We start from the raw sequence: 15,673 nt of genomic DNA on the forward strand, positions 1-15,673 counted from the left end.
ATCCACAGATGCAGATCTAAAAAATAAGATTATTTGAGTAAATTTACCCATGATCCCAGCCAGGCTTCCGCGGGATCTTCCGGAATGTCGTGTTGGGTAATGTCGATCTTCAGCATTTCGCCGATCCGACGAGCGCCCAGATCCTGTAGCAATTGATCCACTTTGACGATCGCGCCGCAGAAGGTGTCGTACTCGCTGCTGCCGATCCCGATCGCGCCATAGCGAACCGCGGACAAATCGGGCCGTTTCGTTTGCAGATCGTCATAAAACGGCTGCAGGTTGTCCGGCAGATCGCCTGCGCCGTGGGTGGATGTCACCACCAGCCACAGATTTTCAGGCGTGACCTCATCCAGTTCTGGACCATGCAGCAGCGTGGTCGTGAAATCGTTTTGCTGCAACAGCGATTCCAGGTGCTCGGAAACGTACTCGGCGCTGCCAAGGGTACTGCCGCTGATGAGGGTAATGTCTGCCATACGCGATCCCGCCTGATTGAACGACGGCACATTGTACGCTGTGATCTTGGTGGGATCTACCTGTGGATAATAGGGGGATAGTAAAAAAGCCTTAAGGCACGATGGTACGCATGATCGGGTTTTGCAAGGAGATCAGGGTTTCAGTGGACTGAATTTCATCAATTGTCTGAATCTTGTTGATAAGTACATGTTGCAGCGCATCAATGGAACGGCACATCACCTTGATGAAGATGCTGTAATGCCCGGTGGTGTAATACGCCTCCACCACTTCTTCCAGATTGCTGAGCTTCTCCACCGCGGATGGATAGTCCTTGGCGCTTTTAAGAATGATGCCGATGAAGCAACAGACGTCATATCCCAGCTGTTTGGGGTTCACGTCCAGCCGCGTTCCCACGATGATGCCGGCCTGTTTCATCTTTTCCACCCGGACATGGATGGTGCCAGGGCTGACGGAGAACTGTTTGGCTAGTTCGGCGTAAGGCGTGCGGGCATTCTCCATCAGCGCATTGAGGATGCCGCGATCGAGTTCGTCCATTGTGTAGGTGTCTGCTGCCATGATGTTGCTCCGTGAAGAACTGTCTGAAGCGTTTTACTGATTATTGCCGAATGAATCAACGACCAAACCGACGGGGTGTTCAGAGAAACTCTCTATATAAGAAGAATATAAGAAGAATAGATGGTTGAAGTTATCAGACTTTTTCGTGCTGAAAGCGACGCAGCAGACGGCTTTTCAGCCCGGTGTCAAAGCGCCAGATATGATCGAAGATGCGCAGAATGCCCGGCTTGCCGTGCGCTGACATGGCGACCGCATGGAAACGGTGCTGCAGCCGATGCTGGCGACGTTTGACTTCATTGACCAGATCGTCCGGCAGACGCTGGGCGATAAAGTCCGAAATAATGACGGCATCGGCATCCTGCCAGGACTGGCTGTCCATTTTTTCCAGCAATGCTGACAGGCAACTGGCCAGGTCAGTGCCGCCCCGAAAGGTCTGACTGAGAAAACGAATGGCTTCCTCCAGCCCGCTTTCCGACGTCAGGTCGTAACTGACGATGCCGGTGGAAAACAGCATGATGTAACAGCGGCGGTTGTCCGCCAGCGCAATCCGCATTAGCGCCAGGCAAAAGGCTTTGGCGCAGCGTTCGTTAAACCCGCCCATTGAGCCGGAGGTATCCACACAAACGATAAACGGCCCGCGCGGTTGCTGCTCGTTATGCTGATGGACGACCGGCCGCTCCAGCGTTTTTTCCCGCCAGCTCTCCCCCTGCAATCGGTAAGTCAGTAACCGATGCTCCGACAGACGACGGTAAAACTCGAATTCCAGCTCACTGATGCCGAGGGTGGAAAGCTCGGTGGGCAGCAAGCGCAGAATATCGTCGCTCTGGTGGATGCCGCTGACCTGCTCCGGCGCAAAAGCCGGCTCACGCACCATGATCTGAAAGGCTTCTTTAGGAGCATCCTGGCTGAGGACCGATTTGGTCTCCCGGCTGCGGCCGAGACGTTCCGCCAGACGCTGTAATTCCGGCTGTTGCCGCAGAAAGGCGCCGACTTCCAGCAACGCATTTAATGGCTGCTTCATACGTTTGCTGGCGCTGAGATCCCACAGTCTCCCGGCGGCGGTATCGTTGTCGGCTAAAACGGGCTCAAGCGCGCCGCTGATGGTCAGACGTTTTTGGATCTCGTCCAGCAACTGATCCCGTTCCTGCTCCATGATTTGCTGGTGCAGATTCAGGGTCTGCAACGTCAGGCTGAGACGCCAGCGCTGCATGAACAGGCTGTGCTGGCTGCTGCTGATATGGAGTTCCGATGCATTCGACGCGGAATGGACCAGCTTTTCTGCCTGACTCAGGAAGGGGGAATCGACGTTATGCAAGGTGGACATGATGTCCGACAGGTTGGACTGAAAGGTGTGATCGCTGATCAACTGGGTCTGCTGATAGCAGGTGAACTCTTTCTCCAGTTCAGGCGGCGCCTGGGTATTCCGCAGCCGTTGCCGGAGGTTTTCTTTCCACTCCGGCAAATCACGCATGACGGCGTTTTTCAGACGCGGGTATTTGTCGAAGAACATCACCAATTGAGGCGTTGCCATCAGGGTGATAATCACGTCGTCCAGCAGATCGTTTTCATCGATGGACAACAGCATCTCCAGGGATTCCAGCGTCAGCATGATCGTTACTCCCGTTGTGATTGCTCTATTTGTTCATCGACCTGCTGCAGGCTTTCTTCAATCCTGGCAAGCCATTCTTTGGGTACAAACAGACAAGGCTGATGGCGTTCAAACAATCGACGTTGCTCACGTAACTGAATTTTCAGCGTTTCATATTCCTGAAGCATCTCTTCCGGCAGTTCGCCTTTTATTACGCCCGGCAAAGACAATGCGGCGCCTTGCAAACTGATATCGCGGATGATCAGATGCTGGCGTTCATCCACTTCCATATCCAGACGCTGGCTAAAACCGACGCCGTTGAGCTTGCCGCGTAATTCGCCGCCTTTTTGCAGCCAGCCCGCCAGCGCCTCCCGGTCGATCACCACGTGGGTTACGGTGTAATCGTTGAGCAGCAGCGGTTTTTGCAGCATCAGCGTCAGTTCGGCGGATGTCAGGCTTTCCGGCAGCGTGTGATGCGGTTTGCGGCCGAAAAAGTTGACCTGACGTTCAACCCGGAAGGCTTGCTGCTCGCTCTGCTGCTGCTGGTATTGCTGGCGTTTCACATTCAGTTGCTGCAACCGGTACAGCAATGCCCGCTGCTGATAGGCTTGCTCGCTTATCAACTGCTGCAATTGCTGCTCCACCAGATCATGGGTGCCGAGGTCATGCCACAGGCAATCCTTGAGCAGGATCAGGTCAACCGGGGTAATGGTTTCCCGCCCGCTGAAGAAGGCGCAGGCCTGCAACAGGCGGATGGCTTTTTTCCAGCGGCGATCGGAAACGTACGGCGAACCGTCCTGCGAGTCCAGACGCTGGCGCAACTGGTAAATCAGTTCGAAGCAATTTTCCGGCAACGGTATATGATCGATATGAGACTGCCACTGTTGGTATTCTTCGTCGCTGACGCTCAGCGCCGGGCTGACCAGATTGTCCTGTTCGCCGGGCGAGGCGGTGAGCATGGCGCGAAAATTGTGTTTGTCCTGTACCCGGTCCAGCCAGATGCGGATCAGCATACGGTCGTACAAGGCCTCCAGACTGCTGTCGGCTTCCGGCAGTTCGTTGGACGCGGTGACCAGCAGCCGCATCGGGATAGGTTCTTCACTGTTGCCGTTGCGAAAACGTCGCTCGTTAATGGCGGTCAGCAGGGTGTTGAGGATGGCGGGGCCGGCTTTCCAGATCTCATCCAGAAATACGATTTCTGCTTCCGGCAGGTAACCGGTTGTCAGACGCTGGTAACGCCCTTCGTCTTTCAGTGCCTGAATGGATAGCGGGCCGAATACTTCTTCCGGCGTCGAAAAGCGCGTCATCAGGTATTCAAAGGCGCGTGCATGTCGGAAGGCGTATTTCAGGCGACGGGCAATCAGGCTTTTGGCTATCCCCGGCGGCCCGAGCAGGAAGACGCTTTCACCGCTAAGCGCCGCCAGCAGGCAGAGTCGGATGGCGTGTTGCCGTTCGTAAAGACCGTGTTCGAGAGCATGGCTCAGGCGAGAGATACGGTCGGCCAGCGCTGTGGGTTGTATCATGATAGATCCGTCATTGCTGTGAATCGCCGTCGGGAAGCGTGAAAAAACAGTTATCCAGGAACGTTGGGAAGATTACGTTTTCTTCATTAGCCATACATTAATTATTGTCACCATTACCGGTGTTAATCAACCAAGGCACCTGTCCTGAATCAGAACGAAGGTAATATTAAAAATGGGCTTTTAACGTGATTTGTGCATACTGTGCGTTTTCGGGCTAGTCCAACCAGAATAAGGCCCGATTTGTTAATGAATTGATAACAGAAGACAGGGTTTATGAATTCAGAACATAAACGTTCACTTCCGGCGATCACGCTGGCTGCCATCGGGGTAGTGTATGGCGATATCGGCACCAGCCCGCTTTATACGCTCAGGGAGTGTCTTTCCGGACAGTTTGGTTTTGGGGTTGAGCCCGATTCCGTTTTTGGCTTTCTCTCCCTGATATTCTGGCTGCTGGTGCTGGTGGTATCCCTTAAATATCTGAGCTATGTCATGCGTGCCGATAACGCCGGCGAAGGCGGAATTCTGACGCTGATGTCGCTGGCCGGGCGCAACACATCCGATAAGGTGACCGCCATGGTAGTGATCATGGGGCTGATCGGCGGCAGCTTTTTCTATGGCGAGGTGGTGATCACCCCGGCGATCTCGGTGATGTCGGCGATTGAAGGGCTGGATATCGTCGCGCCGTCGCTGGATACCTACATTGTCCCGATTTCGATTGTGGTGCTGACGCTGCTGTTCATGATTCAGAAGCACGGCACCGGCCGGGTGGGCAGCCTGTTTGCGCCGATCATGATGCTGTGGTTTCTGACGCTCGGGGTGCTGGGCGCGCGCAGTATCATTGCCAATCCTGAGGTGCTGCAGGCGCTGAACCCCAAATGGGCCATCAACTTCTTTATTCAGTACAAAGCGGTATCCTTCTTTGCGCTGGGGGCGGTGGTGCTGGCGATCACTGGGGTGGAGGCGCTGTACGCCGACATGGGGCATTTCGGCAAACTGCCTATTCGTATCGCCTGGTTTTCCGCGGTCTTACCGTCGCTGGTACTCAACTACTTCGGTCAGGGCGCGCTGCTGCTGAAAAATCCGGAGGCGATTAAAAACCCGTTCTTTCTGCTGGCGCCTGACTGGGCGCTGATCCCGCTGCTGGTGCTGGCGACGTTGGCTACCATCATCGCTTCTCAGGCGGTAATTTCCGGCGTATTTTCGCTGACCCGACAGGCGGTGCGTCTGGGGTATCTGCCGCCGATGCGCATCGTGCATACGTCGGATATGGAATCCGGGCAGATTTATATTCCGTTTATCAACTGGCTGCTGTACGTGGCGGTTGTGATCGTTATTGTCAGCTTTGAACATTCCAGCAATCTGGCCGCCGCCTACGGTATTGCGGTGACCGGCACCATGGTGCTGACCAGTATCCTGTCCTGTACGGTGGCGCTGAAAAACTGGCATTGGTATCGCTATCTGGTCTGGTTGCTGCTGGTGGCGCTGCTGGCTATCGACCTGCCGATGTTCCTGGCTAACGTGGTGAAGATTATTTCCGGCGGCTGGTTGCCGCTGGCGCTGGGGTTGGTGATGTTTATCATCATGACCACCTGGAAAAGCGAACGCTTCCGGCTGCTGCGCCGTATCCACGAGCATGGCAATTCGCTGGATGCGATGATTGCTTCGCTGGAAAAGAACCCGCCGGTGCGAGTGACCGGTACCGCGGTCTATCTTTCGCGCGCCACCCACGTGATTCCGTTTGCGCTGCTGCACAATCTCAAGCACAACAAGGTATTGCATGAGCGCGTGGTGCTGCTGACCATGAGAACGGAAGACGCGCCTTATGTGCATAACGCCCGGCGTGTTTCGGTGGAACAGCTTTCTCCGACCTTCTGGCGCGTTGTCGCCAGCTATGGCTGGCGTGAAACCCCCAACGTGGAAGAGGTTTTCCACCGTTGCTGGCAGGATGGCTTAACCTGTCAGATGATGGAGACCACGTTCTTCCTGTCGAACGAATCGCTGATGATGGGGAATCGACCCTGGTATCTGCGCGTTCGCGGCAAACTGTTCATGATGCTGAGCCGCAATGCGCTGCGTGCGGCAGACCAGTTCGAAATCCCACCGAACCGGCTGATCGAACTCGGCATTCAGGTAGAAATCTGACGCCTGACTTCGCGGCAGGTTAAGCGGGTGAGATTCGGTAAGAATTCACCCGCTTTCGCGTTCGTCACCGAAGTCTCGTTGTTTGCATCAGCCTCTGTTTCCCTTTCACCGGATGCATTTCTTCACCAGGTCAGCGTCGCAACAAAACCGCCTCCCGGCCGGTTGGCGAAGCGGGTGCGCATGCCATGTAACCGGGCGATATTATTGACTATCGACAAGCCCAGTCCGCTGCCGGATTTTTCCTGGCCGGGAGGGCGGAAAAAGCGCTCGCCAAGACGTTCCAGTATCGTTTCATCCACGCCCGGCCCGTCGTCGGCGATCTGAAGGCTGGAGGCGGTCAGCGTCAGTGTGATGGCGCCGCCTGTCTGACTGTAGCGAATGGCGTTATCCAGTAAATTGCGCACCAGCAGGGTCAGCAGCAACGGATTCCCCAGACTGATGACCGGGGCGTCAGGCGCTTCCAGTCGAATCTCCACCTGAGCAGCTTGGGCGGCAGGATAGTGTTCGATCACCAGTTGCTGCAGCAATGGCTGCCAGTGCACGGGAGGCGGTTCGCCAGCGGCGGAGGCGGCGTCCAGACGTGAGAGAGTCAGCAGTTGATCCACCAGACGGGAGGTGCGATCGATGCCGGCGCCCAGATTTGTCAGCGCGTGCTGGCGTACCGCGGTATCGTCTTGCGCCAGTTGCGCTACTTCAGCCTGCACTTTCAGCGCCGCCAGCGGACTGCGTAACTCGTGGGCGGCGTCCGAGGTGAAGCGCCGTTCGCGCAACAAGGTATCCTGATGACGAACGAACAGCTGGTTGAGCGCGCTAACCAGTGGCTGAACTTCCGGCGGCACCCGGGCTATGCCGAGCGGCGTTCCGTCATCCGGATTACGCTGATGCAACCGGGCGGCGATTCGCTTCAGTGGCGCCAGTTCATAACTGAGCAACCAGAACAGCAGCACTAACATAACCGGAAGCACCGCCAGCCAGGGAATCAGGTTGGTTTTCACGATATCCAGCGTCATATCCCGGCGGTAATCCCACTCCTGACCCACGACCACCACATAGCGGTTATCCTTGGTAGCCAGCCACATCAGCCGCCATTTGTCGTCATCATCCCGCAAACGGGAATCGGTAAAACCATTCTGTTGATAGTGAAAGATAAAGTCTCTGCCGTTTTCGCCATCATTCAAAACCATCTGTCCATCACGGGTAAAAATGGCGAACGCCAGTGCGTCGTCGTCCAGTTCGCCGCGCTGGTGGCGCGCCAGTTTGGGAGATTTGGGCAAGGGCTGGGGGCTTTGCTGCCAGTTTTGCGGATCGATACGCCAGTTTTGTGGATCGATAGTAGCCAGCCGTCTGGCAAACAGCATTTGCTGGGTATCAAACAGCTCATTGATGTTATGACGGGTTTGCGTCCATGACAGTATGGCGGCAGCCCCACCGACCAGCAGCATCAGCAGTGTAAAGCCCAGCAGCAGGCGTAGCCGCAGGTTAAGCGTCAGCATCGGCGGCTCCCAGTGCGTACCCCACGCCATGCACGGTACGGATGAAATGGCTGCCGAGTTTCCGGCGCAGATGATGGATATGCACTTCTACTGCGTTGCTTGAGACCTCGTCGTCCCAACTATAGAGTTTTTCTTCCAGTTGGTTACGGGTCAGGATATGGCCGGGGTTCATCAGAAACAGTTCCAGCAGCGCCAGTTCGCGGGATTTCAGCGTAAGCGGCTCCCCATTGAGCGTCACGTGGCGTGAACCAAGGTCCAGTGTGACGGCGCCATGCGCCAGCACCGGCTGTAACTGACCATAACGCCTGCGGATCAATGCCTGCAGGCGAGCGGCAACCTCGGTCAGTTCAAAGGGTTTGCAAAGGTAATCGTCCGCCCCCTGCTGCAACCCCTGGACACGTTGTTCAATCGCATCGCGCGCGGTCAGTATCAGCACGGGTACGTCGTGCCCACGCTGGCGCCATTGCCGCAGAATCTCCAGCCCGTCGATTTTCGGCAGGCTGAGGTCCAGTACCACCGCATCGTAAGGTGCGGCGGGTAGCGCAGCCAGTCCATCGTCTCCCTGGGTGAACCAGTCCACGTTAAAACCGAGCTTGATAAGCCCGGCCTTGATGCCGTCGCCAATCAAACGATCGTCCTCGATTAACAGTATACGCATCGTCCCTCCTGCTTTTTCCGCTGTGTTTATACGTTATTTCCTTTGCTAAAGAATAGGATGACAACGCCACGACGCGAGGCGGCCCGCAATCCGGACAAATACCGCTGCAACGCCGTGGGCTTTAAGATCCTGTTAAGAACTTTTTGGTTTAGTAGCCGCAGTTAGTCATTCGGCTTAATCCATCGAGACTCAGGAGAGAATTCATGAAGAAACGCATTGTACTGGTTGTTGTTGCGGCATTGTGTTCCACCTCGTTATCCGCCGCTCAAACCGGAGGATTTCTCGGCCCCGGCGAATCGGCGCCGACGCCGCCTTCTTCTGCGACAGGCGGTTTTTCCGGTCCGGATGGCAGCCTGACCACGGTGGCGCAGGCTAAAGACATGCGTGACGACAGCTGGGTAAGATTGCAGGGAAATATCATTCAGCGTGTTGGCAAAGATGACTATCAGTTTCGCGACGCCACCGGCACCATCTTGGTGGAAATCGATGACAGACGGTGGGAAGGCCAGACCATTACCCCGGAAGATCGGGTCGAGTTGAAAGGCGAATTGGACAAAGACTTTAGTTCGGTTCAACTGGATGTGAAACAGATACGAAAAATCCAGAAATAGCCTGTTTTGTCAGGCGGGCAGCGGTCCGCCTGTTGCTCCCAGCGGGCATTTTTATTGGTTTTAATAACTTAAAATCTTCCTTTTATTACGCCAACGAAACGTTTCGATAACGATCACATTTTCATAAGATAATCGTTGCCTTCTCCTGTTCTTTTTCTACACTTGTCATACAAGCGAAACGTTTCGCTATCAGGGTAAATAAAAATGAAGAAAGGTGCGTTACTTAATTCCGATATTTCGTCGGTGATTTCCCGGCTGGGGCATACCGACCAGATTGTCATTGCGGATGCCGGGTTACCGATTCCGGAGACCACAACCCGTATCGATTTGGCCTTGACCCATAATGTGCCCGGATTTTTGCAGGTGCTGAATGTGGTAACGGCGGAAATGCAGGTTGAAGCCGCGATTCTGGCGCAGGAAATCATCGAGAAGAATACGCAACTCCATGACGCATTATTGAAACAGTTAGCACAACTTGAACAACACCAGGGAAATACTATTTCACTGCATTACGTCAGCCATGAGGATTTCAAAAAGCAAAGTGGTCAAAGCCGGGCCATTATTCGCACTGGGGAATGTTCTCCGTATGCGAATGTGATCCTTTGTGCCGGCGTCACCTTCTGAGGTACCGATGCAACCTTTACTGCAATTGCAAGGCATCACCAAAACCTTTCCCGGCGTTAAGGCGCTTTCCGGCGCGGCATTGAATGTCTATCCGGGGAAGGTCATGGCGCTGGTGGGCGAAAACGGTGCCGGCAAATCCACCATGATGAAGGTACTGACGGGGATTTATCGCAAGGATGCCGGCAGTATCCATTTTCTGGGTAATGACGTGGATTTCAGCGGCCCCAAAGCCTCTCAGGAAGCAGGGATCGGCATTATCCATCAGGAACTGAACCTGATTCCTCAACTGACCATTGCGGAAAATATTTTCCTTGGCCGCGAATTTACCAACCGCTTGGGGCGTATCGACTGGAAACGGATGTACGCCGAGGCGGACAAACTGCTCAAGCGCTTGAATTTGCGTTATGACAGTCGTCGTTTGGTGGGCGAATTGTCGATTGGCGACCAGCAGATGGTCGAAATCGCCAAGGTGCTCAGCTTTGAATCCCGGGTCATCATCATGGATGAGCCCACCGATGCGTTGACCGATACCGAAACCGCGTCGCTGTTCAGCGTGATTAAAGAATTGCAGTCTCATGGCTGCGGTATCGTCTATATCTCCCATCGACTGAAAGAAATCTTTGAAATCTGTGATGACGTGACGGTCTTTCGCGACGGTCAGTTCATCGGCGAGCGCCCGGTGAGTGAATTGCAGGAAGACTCGCTGATTGAAATGATGGTGGGGCGTAAGCTGGAAGATCAGTATCCCCGTCTGAATCAGGCGCCCGGCGAGGTGCGTTTGCAGGTCAGCGAATTGTCCGGGCCGGGCGTGGAGAACGTGAGTTTCACGTTGCGCAAGGGCGAGATTCTTGGTGTCGCCGGGTTAATGGGCGCCGGTCGTACCGAACTGATGAAAGTGCTTTACGGCGCGCTGCCGCGTACCCACGGCAACGTTCATCTGGACGGTAAGGATGTGGTGACCCGCAGTCCGCAGGACGGGCTTGCCAGCGGCATCGTCTATATTTCCGAAGACCGCAAGCACGACGGGCTGGTGCTCGGCATGTCGGTGAAGGAAAACATGTCTCTGACCGCGCTGCGCTATTTCAGCAATGCCGCGGGGTCGCTGCGGCACGGCGATGAACAGCAGGCGGTGAGCGATTTCATCCGCATGTTCAATATCCGCACGCCGTCCATGTCCCAGCCGATTGGGCTGCTGTCTGGCGGTAATCAGCAGAAAGTGGCCATCGCTCGCGGTCTGATGACTCGTCCCAAAGTGCTGATTCTGGATGAGCCGACCCGCGGCGTGGATGTGGGGGCAAAAAAAGAAATCTATCAGTTAATCAACCAGTTCAAGCAGGAAGGATTAAGCATCATTCTGGTGTCGTCGGAAATGCCCGAAGTACTTGGGATGAGCGATCGCATTATCGTGATGCACGAAGGGCGTCTGAGCGGCGAGTTCCCGATTGAACAGGCGACACAGGAAACGCTGATGGCTGCGGCCGTTGGTAAGCAATACGGCGTAAAGCAGGAGTAAGTCAGACATGAGTTCCCAAACTATCACAGCAAAGCGCTGGCTCAGCAAAGAGTGGCTGATGGAGCAAAAATCATTGATCGCCCTGCTGATTCTGATCGCTGTGGTGTCTTCAATGAGCCCCAACTTTTTTACCCTGAACAACCTGTTCAACATCCTGCAGCAGACCTCGGTGAACGCCATCATGGCGGTGGGTATGACGCTGGTGATCCTCACGTCCGGCATTGATTTGTCTGTGGGATCGTTGCTGGCGCTGACCGGCGCGGTAGCGGCTTCCATCGTCGGACTTGAGATCAATGCGCTGGTGGCGGTGTTCGCCGCGCTGGCGCTGGGCGCGGTCATCGGCGCAGGCACCGGCATCGTGATTGCCAAGGGACGGGTGCAGGCCTTTATCGCCACGCTGGTGATGATGCTGCTGCTGCGCGGCGTGACCATGGTGTATACCAACGGCAGCCCGATCAATACCGGTTTTTCCGATGCGGCGGATGCGCTAGGCTGGTTCGGCATCGGACGTCCTCTGGGAATACCTACGCCAATCTGGATTATGGCGGTGGTATTCCTGGCAACCTGGTACATGCTGCACCATACCCGCATCGGCCGCTATATCTATGCGCTGGGCGGAAATGAAGCGGCAACCCGCCTTTCCGGGATCAGCGTTGATAGAGTGAAAGTGGTCGTTTATTCGTTGTGTGGTTTGTTGTCGGCGCTGGCGGGCATTATCGAAGTGGCTCGCCTGTCATCGGCGCAACCAACGGCAGGGACGGGTTATGAATTGGATGCCATTGCGGCGGTGGTGCTGGGTGGCACAAGTCTGTCAGGTGGTAAAGGACGCGTGGTGGGAACGTTAATCGGCGCTCTGATTCTGGGGTTCCTGAATAACGGACTTAACCTGTTAGGTGTTTCTTCTTACTACCAGATGATCGTCAAGGCGGTGGTTATTTTGCTGGCGGTTTTGGTAGATAACAAAGGCAGTAAATAACTTTTCATTCACACAGGAATTGAAATATGAATTTGAAGAAGATTGCTACTCTGGTTTCCGCTGTTGCGCTGAGTGCCACCGTCAGTGCCAATGCGCTGGCGAAGGATACCATTGCTCTTGTTGTTTCCACGCTCAATAACCCGTTCTTCGTGTCTCTGAAAGATGGCGCGCAGAAAGAGGCTGACAAACTTGGCTACGATCTGGTGATCCTGGATTCTCAGAATAACCCGGCCAAAGAACTTTCCAATGTGCAGGATCTGACCGTTCGCGGCGCCAAACTGCTGCTGATCAACCCGACCGATTCTAACGCGGTAGGTAATGCGGTGAAGCTGGCTAACCAGGCCAAAATCCCGGTCATCACGCTGGACCGTGTCGCCGCCAGCGGCGAAGTGGTTAGCCATGTGGCTTCCGACAACGCCTTCGGCGGTAAAGTCGCCGGTGATTTCATCGCTAAAAAACTGGGTGAAGGCGCCAAGGTGATTCAGCTGGAAGGTCTGGCGGGAACGTCTGCTGCTCGTGAACGCGGCGCCGGCTTCATGAAATCTGCCGAGAAAAACAAATTCGCCATGCTGGCGAGCCAGCCTGCTGACTTTGATCGCACCAAGGGTCTGAACGTCATGCAGAACCTGCTGACCGCTCATCCGGACGTTAAAGCTGTGTTCGCCCAGAACGACGAAATGGCGCTGGGCGCCCTGCGTGCTTTGCAGACGGCAGGTCGTGACGATGTGCTGGTAGTTGGTTTTGACGGCACCGCCGACGGCGTGAAAGCCGTAGAAGGCGGTAAGCTGGCGGCTACCGTGGCGCAGCGTCCTGAGCAAATCGGCATCATCGGCGTGGAAACCGCTGACAAGGTTCTGAAAGGCGAAAAAGTACAGCCGATCATTCCTGTTGACCTGAAACTGGTTACCAAACAATAACAGAATCAAAGCGTAATACCGCACGTGCAGTACTGCGCCACCCCTCACGGGTGGCGCGTAATCAACATCGGGGTTCATGGTAATGAAATCAGGCAAGCTGGTAGTCTTGGGAAGTATCAATGCGGACCATATTTTGAATCTGGCGCAGTTTCCCCGCCCGGGCGAAACGGTGATCGGTAAACAGTATGGCGTGGCATTTGGCGGCAAAGGCGCCAACCAGGCGGTGGCTGCCGGGCGTAGCGGCGCTGATATCGAATTTATTGCCTGTGTCGGGGCAGACGATATCGGTGAGCGTATTCGCCAGCAACTGATCAAAGACCGCATCGATGTTTCCGCCGTTGAGGCGATTTCCGGCCAGACTACCGGGGTGGCGCTGATTTTCGTCAACGGCGAAGCCGAAAACATGATCGGTATTCATGCGGGAGCCAACGCGGCGGTAACGCCTGATTACCTGAATCGTTATCAGCAGAAAATTATTGATGCATCCGCGCTGTTGATACAGTTGGAATCGCCGCTGGAAACGGTGACGGCCGCCGCTCGTCTGGCCCATGACAATGGCACCAAAGTGATCCTCAATCCGGCGCCGGCCTGCTCGTTGCCTGATGAATTGCTGTCGCTGGTAGACATGATTACGCCGAATGAAACCGAAGCGCAGATCCTGACCGGCGTCACGGTTGAAACGGAAGACGACGCGCAACGCGCCGCTCAGGTATTGCATGATAAAGGCATTGCGACCGTACTGATTACGTTGGGGAGTCGCGGCGTCTGGTTAAGTGAACAGGGTAAAGGGCAGCGCATTCCCGGTTTTCGCGTAAAAGCGGTCGATACCATCGCTGCCGGTGATACGTTTAATGGCGCGCTGGTGACGGCTCTGCTGGAGTCACGCCCGATGGAAGCTGCGGTTAAATTCGCGCATGCGGCGGCGGCTATCGCGGTTACTCGTTATGGCGCCCAGCCTTCAGTTCCCTGGCGTGAAGAGATTGATGCTTTCCTGAATGCGCAGGAGTGATCCTTGGCAACGATGAAAGACGTGGCCCGTCTGGCCGGGGTATCCACATCAACGGTTTCTCATGTCATCAACAATAACCGCTATGTCAGCGACATCATTCGCGACCGGGTGATGAAAGCGGTTGAGCAATTGAATTACGCGCCGTCAGCGTTGGCGCGTAGCCTCAAAATCAATCAGACCCGAACCATCGGTATGTTGCTGACCGCCAGTAGCAACCCGTTCTATGCCGAAGTGGTGCGAGGTGTGGAACGTTGTTGCTACGAACGGGGTTACAGCCTGATTCTGTGCAATACGGAGGGTGACCACCACCGCCTGAGCCGCAGCCTGGAAACATTACTGCAGAAACGGGTCGATGGGTTGCTGCTGATGTGCACCGAAAGCCATATGCCGTCACCCGATATTATTCGCCGTTATCCTTCTATTCCTGTCGTGATGATGGATTGGGCGCCTTTTGAAGGCAACAGCGATGTCATCAAAGACAACTCGCTGCAAGGCGGCGAAATGGCTACCCATTACCTGATTTCTCAGGGATATCGCAACATCGCCTGTATTGCCGGTCCGCAGGATAAAACCACCGCGCATAATCGCCTGGAAGGTTATCGTAAAGCGATGCATCAGGCGGGGTTGCCGATCCTTCCCGGTTATGAGGTGGTCGGGGATTTCGAATTCGAGACCGGCTTTCGCGCCATGCAACAATTGCTGGCATTGCCGCAGCGGCCCGAAGCCGTCTTTACCAGTAATGATGCTATGGCGGTGGGCGTCTATCGTGCTTTGCACGAAGCTGGTTTGTCTATCCCGGACGATATGGCCGTTGTTGGTTATGACGATATCGAACTGGCGCGCTACCTGTCTCCACCACTGACGACGATTCATCAACCTAAAGATGAACTGGGCGAACTGGCGATTGATACTCTGCTTCACCGGCTGGAACACCCGGATGAGGAACACAATGTACTGGTGTTGACGCCGGAGCTGATCATTCGGGATTCGGTCGGCAAAAGAAGTTAGTGGCTGATTGTTTTCCTTAATTCTGAGGTTTTATACCGCTGAAAAGCGGCATATTGATGTATTCCTGCCCGTTTTGCCTGAAAACCATCCAGTTGATGATTTTTTTGCATTTATCGCTTGTCAGGCCAGAAGAACTCCCTATAATGCGCCTCCACTGACACGGCAACGGCGATGAGCCGGCGCGGTGTGAGGCGGAGAAAACGGGAAAAAAGTCGTTGACTCTGAATGAGGAAAGCGTAGTATACGCCACCTCGCGACAGCAGGCTGTAAGCCGGTCGCACTGCTCTTTAACAATCAATCAGACAATCTGTGTGGGCACTCGCAGGACGCTTCACTAAAATATTTGTGAAAAGTCTTGAAGAGTGACAACAGTTAATTCATACGAACTAACAGTAAATTCTTTGAGCACCGTTTTCTTCGGAAAACACATCAAACTTTAAATTGAAGAGTTTGATCATGGCTCAGATTGAACGCTGGCGGCAGGCCTAACACATGCAAGTCGAGCGGCAGCGGGGGAAGCTTGCTTCCCGCCGGCGAGCGGCGGACGGGTGAGTAATGTCGTGGGGATCTGCCTGAGTGGGA

The 15,673-nt window shown here is 54.9% G+C and carries 14 protein-coding genes; 8 read left to right on the forward strand and 6 right to left on the reverse strand.

What is annotated here, in order from left to right; translation table 11 throughout:
* Positions 1-29: 29 nt before the first annotated feature.
* The 4 genes from mioC to ravA all read right to left on the reverse strand — a co-directional run bounded on the left by mioC (position 30) and on the right by ravA (position 4,140).
* On the reverse strand, positions 30-473 hold the full coding sequence (gene mioC, locus DXX3274_RS00700; protein WP_042858027.1) for an FMN-binding protein MioC: 444 nt from the start codon (positions 471-473) through the stop codon (positions 30-32).
* 91 nt (positions 474-564) lie between these two features.
* Positions 565-1,029, reverse strand: coding sequence for a transcriptional regulator AsnC (gene asnC / locus DXX3274_RS00705; RefSeq protein ID WP_013315714.1), 465 nt, complete (start codon positions 1,027-1,029; stop codon positions 565-567).
* A 133-nt stretch (positions 1,030-1,162) separates the two neighbouring features.
* Positions 1,163-2,638, reverse strand: a complete 1,476-nt coding sequence (gene viaA, locus DXX3274_RS00710; protein WP_042858028.1) for an ATPase RavA stimulator ViaA — start codon at positions 2,636-2,638, stop codon at positions 1,163-1,165.
* A 5-nt stretch (positions 2,639-2,643) separates the two neighbouring features.
* On the reverse strand, positions 2,644-4,140 hold the full coding sequence (gene ravA / locus DXX3274_RS00715; RefSeq protein ID WP_042858030.1) for an ATPase RavA: 1,497 nt from the start codon (positions 4,138-4,140) through the stop codon (positions 2,644-2,646).
* Between the two features lie 273 nt (positions 4,141-4,413).
* On the opposite strand from ravA, the gene kup reads away from it, so the two are divergent.
* The gene (gene kup / locus DXX3274_RS00720; protein WP_042858031.1) at positions 4,414-6,282 is read left to right on the forward strand and encodes a low affinity potassium transporter Kup; all 1,869 of its coding nucleotides are present in this window, start codon (positions 4,414-4,416) and stop codon (positions 6,280-6,282) included.
* 122 nt (positions 6,283-6,404) lie between these two features.
* Here the strand turns inward: kup and qseC are convergent, their stop codons facing one another.
* Positions 6,405-7,775, reverse strand: coding sequence for a quorum sensing histidine kinase QseC (gene qseC / locus DXX3274_RS00725; protein ID WP_042858033.1), 1,371 nt, complete (start codon positions 7,773-7,775; stop codon positions 6,405-6,407).
* A complete protein-coding gene (gene qseB, locus DXX3274_RS00730) occupies positions 7,762-8,433 on the reverse strand; it encodes a quorum sensing response regulator transcription factor QseB (protein WP_042858034.1) in 672 nt (223 codons plus the stop codon). Before qseB ends, qseC begins: the two co-directional genes overlap by 14 nt.
* A gap of 203 nt (positions 8,434-8,636) precedes the next feature.
* Here qseB and DXX3274_RS00735 point away from each other — a divergent pair, with 203 nt between their 5' ends.
* The 7 genes from DXX3274_RS00735 to rbsR all read left to right on the forward strand — a co-directional run bounded on the left by DXX3274_RS00735 (position 8,637) and on the right by rbsR (position 15,091).
* Entirely contained in the window at positions 8,637-9,044 is a 408-nt protein-coding gene (locus DXX3274_RS00735; protein ID WP_042858036.1) for a YgiW/YdeI family stress tolerance OB fold protein, read from the forward strand.
* A 204-nt stretch (positions 9,045-9,248) separates the two neighbouring features.
* Positions 9,249-9,668 (forward strand): D-ribose pyranase, encoded by a 420-nt coding sequence (gene rbsD, locus DXX3274_RS00740; protein ID WP_013315718.1) that lies wholly within the window; start codon positions 9,249-9,251, stop codon positions 9,666-9,668.
* Positions 9,669-9,675: 7 nt separating this feature from the next.
* Positions 9,676-11,181, forward strand: a complete 1,506-nt coding sequence (rbsA, locus tag DXX3274_RS00745) for a ribose ABC transporter ATP-binding protein RbsA (protein WP_042858038.1) — start codon at positions 9,676-9,678, stop codon at positions 11,179-11,181.
* Positions 11,182-11,188: 7 nt separating this feature from the next.
* Entirely contained in the window at positions 11,189-12,157 is a 969-nt protein-coding gene (rbsC, locus tag DXX3274_RS00750; protein WP_038664119.1) for a ribose ABC transporter permease, read from the forward strand.
* Between the two features lie 26 nt (positions 12,158-12,183).
* Complete coding sequence (rbsB, locus tag DXX3274_RS00755; protein WP_042858042.1) at positions 12,184-13,074, forward strand: ribose ABC transporter substrate-binding protein RbsB; 891 nt, start codon at positions 12,184-12,186, stop codon at positions 13,072-13,074.
* An 82-nt stretch (positions 13,075-13,156) separates the two neighbouring features.
* Positions 13,157-14,083, forward strand: a complete 927-nt coding sequence (rbsK, locus tag DXX3274_RS00760) for a ribokinase (protein WP_042858043.1) — start codon at positions 13,157-13,159, stop codon at positions 14,081-14,083.
* A 3-nt stretch (positions 14,084-14,086) separates the two neighbouring features.
* A complete protein-coding gene (gene rbsR, locus DXX3274_RS00765; RefSeq protein WP_202960827.1) occupies positions 14,087-15,091 on the forward strand; it encodes a ribose operon transcriptional repressor RbsR in 1,005 nt (334 codons plus the stop codon).
* Positions 15,092-15,673: the final 582 nt, after the last annotated feature.

It is taken from the genome of Dickeya sp. NCPPB 3274 (assembly GCF_000406205.1).
Classification (GTDB): domain Bacteria; phylum Pseudomonadota; class Gammaproteobacteria; order Enterobacterales; family Enterobacteriaceae; genus Dickeya; species Dickeya fangzhongdai.

What these genes read in the sequence shown, in the direction of transcription:
- rbsA (WP_042858038.1), top strand. Translation starts at nt 9,676, where the DNA reads ATGCAACCTTTACTGCAATTGCAAGGCATCACCAAAACCTTTCCCGGC.
- qseC (WP_042858033.1), bottom strand. Translation starts at nt 7,775, where the DNA reads ATGCTGACGCTTAACCTGCGGCTACGCCTGCTGCTGGGCTTTACACTG.
- mioC (WP_042858027.1), bottom strand. Translation starts at nt 473, where the DNA reads ATGGCAGACATTACCCTCATCAGCGGCAGTACCCTTGGCAGCGCCGAG.
- rbsC (WP_038664119.1), top strand. Translation starts at nt 11,189, where the DNA reads ATGAGTTCCCAAACTATCACAGCAAAGCGCTGGCTCAGCAAAGAGTGG.
- rbsB (WP_042858042.1), top strand. Translation starts at nt 12,184, where the DNA reads ATGAATTTGAAGAAGATTGCTACTCTGGTTTCCGCTGTTGCGCTGAGT.
- rbsD (WP_013315718.1), top strand. Translation starts at nt 9,249, where the DNA reads ATGAAGAAAGGTGCGTTACTTAATTCCGATATTTCGTCGGTGATTTCC.
- asnC (WP_013315714.1), bottom strand. Translation starts at nt 1,029, where the DNA reads ATGGCAGCAGACACCTACACAATGGACGAACTCGATCGCGGCATCCTC.
- rbsK (WP_042858043.1), top strand. Translation starts at nt 13,157, where the DNA reads ATGAAATCAGGCAAGCTGGTAGTCTTGGGAAGTATCAATGCGGACCAT.
- qseB (WP_042858034.1), bottom strand. Translation starts at nt 8,433, where the DNA reads ATGCGTATACTGTTAATCGAGGACGATCGTTTGATTGGCGACGGCATC.
- viaA (WP_042858028.1), bottom strand. Translation starts at nt 2,638, where the DNA reads ATGCTGACGCTGGAATCCCTGGAGATGCTGTTGTCCATCGATGAAAAC.
- DXX3274_RS00735 (WP_042858036.1), top strand. Translation starts at nt 8,637, where the DNA reads ATGAAGAAACGCATTGTACTGGTTGTTGTTGCGGCATTGTGTTCCACC.
- ravA (WP_042858030.1), bottom strand. Translation starts at nt 4,140, where the DNA reads ATGATACAACCCACAGCGCTGGCCGACCGTATCTCTCGCCTGAGCCAT.
- kup (WP_042858031.1), top strand. Translation starts at nt 4,414, where the DNA reads ATGAATTCAGAACATAAACGTTCACTTCCGGCGATCACGCTGGCTGCC.